Genomic DNA, 2,345 nt, shown 5'->3' on the forward strand with positions numbered 1-2,345 from the left:
GCGGCAGCTTGGAATAATCGGCAGGAAGCTGCTCAAGTCCTTCGGAACGTGAGACGTGATCCACGTTGTAAAGCTCGGTCGATTCGTTGGCCCCACGCCGCTGCGGTTGCAGCGACCACATCAGTGCGCCCAGCACGGCGACTGCCAAGCCCCCGGAAAGTGCGGCGAGCATGCGTCGATTCAGACGCGTGACTGAACGCGGCTGAGCGCGCAGCGCGACGGTATCCGGGGCCGTCTTGGGCGACACACCCGTCACCGGAACATCAGCGGGATTGTCCTGGTTCATGGTCAGTTCCTCCGCGCCACGCCATCGGTGCGCTCGATGCGTACCACGTCGCCGCCATCGCCGCCCAGGCGCAGTTCAGCCGCGCCGAACAGCCGATCCACGATGTAGTACGGCGAGCGGAAGCGGTAGTTCACCAGTTGCCCGTCGCCCTGCGCACCAATGACGAATAAGGGCGGCAATTCGCCTTGCGCGATGCCGGGCGGGAACTGGATATAGACCTTCTCGCCGTCGTCGAAGGCGCGCAGCGGCTTCCACGGCGGATTGCTACCGCTGACCGCGTAGCGGAAACGGATCTTCTCCAGCGACAAGCCAGTATCGACCGGCGCGGCGGCGCTGGCCGCCTGCGACTGGCGCTGCAAGGCCAGCATCCGGTCTTTCGGATAGTCCCAGGACACCGAGGCCATCCACGCCTTTTCCGTCGAGGTCAGTTCCAGCAGGTAGGTGCGTCGGCTGGTGGTGATGACCAGATTGGTTTTCAGGCCCGAGCGGATGGGCTTGACCAGCACATTGACGCGCAGCGCTTCGCCGCTGCCGCTGGACGTATCGCCCACGATCCAGCGCACGGTATCGCCAGCGGCGACCGTCATCAGTTCCTCGCCGGGCTGCAAGGAAACCACGGTCACGCGCCCCGGCGCGGCATAGACCTGATAGAGCGCGCCGTCCGTGAAGGGCCACACCTGAATCGCATTGACGTAGCCCTCGCGGGTCGGCGCGATGCGCGCCTCGGCGTTGGCGCGCGAAACGCGCACCTTCTCGTCGGCTGGCTCCGGCGCAGCCGGGGCCATATCGACCTCCGGCAGCGGCTTCAACTGCGCGGGCAGCGCCAGCGGCTCGGGGACGGCCACGACTTCGACCGGCTTGGGCGGCTCGGGCAGCGGTTGCGCCTGCACCGGCCCATCGAGCGAAATGACCGGAGGCGGCTTGCCCTGCGAGGCGCAGCCCGCAAGGGCAAGCAGGATCGACGGCAAAGCGTAAAAGCGGAAAGGCAGGTTCATGGCTTGGCTCCTTCGGAAGAATCCAGTTCGCGGCTCCACGCCAGGCCATTGACGTAGATGCCCAAGGGATTGCGGCGCAGGCGTTCTTCGGTGCGCGGGGTTTGCAGGACGATGGACACCACGGCCGTCCACCGCTCCAGCCCGGCGGCCGCGCCGTTGACATAGCGGCGTTCCGTCCAGCGCACGTTGAATGACGTGTCGCTTGCGCGGACGACACTGGTGATCTGCACCGTCACCGACTCCTTGCCGATGCGCGCGAACGGGTCATTGGTGCGGGCGTAATCGTTGAGCGCGGCCGCGCCTTTGTCGGTCGTGTAGTCGTAGGCGTCGAGCCAGTTCTGCCGCACGACGATGGGATCGACGGACAGCGAGCGAACCATCGTCACAAAGCGCGCCAAGTGGTGTGCGATCTGCGCATCGCCTGGCCGGTACGGCGTGGCGGCTTCGCCTACGGCGCGCACCTGGCCGGCTTCATCCACCTCGATGACATAGGGCGTGACGATGGACTGCGCCGAGCGCCACACCAGGCCACCGGCCATCAGCAGTGCCAGCACTAGACAACCGAACGCCATGAGACGCCAGTTCTTCGCCTGTACGCGGGCCGAGCCGATACGGTCGTCCCAAACTTGGGCGGCGGATTGGTATGGGGTGGCAGGCTGCGGCGTGTCGGCATAGCGCACCTGCGGTCGCTTGAATCGCATGGGTTTCTCCTTGAAGGTCAGGTATCGGAATCGCGCAGGCTCGGGCCTTGCCCGGAGCCGCCGCCGTCGCCCCCGCGAAGCGTGTGGGCGGCGGTGGTCGCGGCATGGGTGATTTGCTGGCGGCGGTGCATCCGCTTGGCCCAGGCGGGTTGTTCCTGCTTGGGCGAGCCGGCAGCACCGTCTGCTGCTTCGCCAGCGGCGGCCTGGCCTGCGCCAGCAGCGCCAGCGCCTGTGCCGTTCCAGCCGGCGCGGAATGAATCGGCCACCTTCTGCCCGGCAGCGGAAGCGCCAGACGCGGCGCGGCGGCCCGCCGCCTGTGCGCCCGTCTTGGCGACATTGCCTAGGCCAGCCGCTGCACCCCTG

2 protein-coding genes and 2 pseudogenes are annotated in these 2,345 nt (G+C 67.2%); all 4 read right to left on the reverse strand.

The features are described from left to right. Positions 1-286, reverse strand: a pseudogene (locus tag VIR09_RS06010) (conjugal transfer protein TrbI); the annotation flags it as partial. A gap of 2 nt (positions 287-288) precedes the next feature. Then, entirely contained in the window at positions 289-1,281 is a 993-nt protein-coding gene (gene trbG, locus VIR09_RS06015) for a P-type conjugative transfer protein TrbG (RefSeq protein ID WP_023110634.1), read from the reverse strand. After that, positions 1,278-1,982 carry a conjugal transfer protein TrbF gene (gene trbF / locus VIR09_RS06020; RefSeq protein WP_023110635.1) on the reverse strand — a complete coding sequence of 235 codons (705 nt, stop codon included), beginning with the start codon at positions 1,980-1,982 and terminating at the stop codon, positions 1,278-1,280. Before trbF ends, trbG begins: the two co-directional genes overlap by 4 nt. 17 nt (positions 1,983-1,999) lie before the next feature. Beyond that, a pseudogene (locus VIR09_RS06025) lies at positions 2,000-2,345 on the reverse strand (P-type conjugative transfer protein TrbL); the annotation flags it as partial.

The sequence above is a fragment of the Achromobacter sp. genome (assembly GCF_036567245.1).
Lineage (GTDB): Bacteria > Pseudomonadota > Gammaproteobacteria > Burkholderiales > Burkholderiaceae_B > Achromobacter.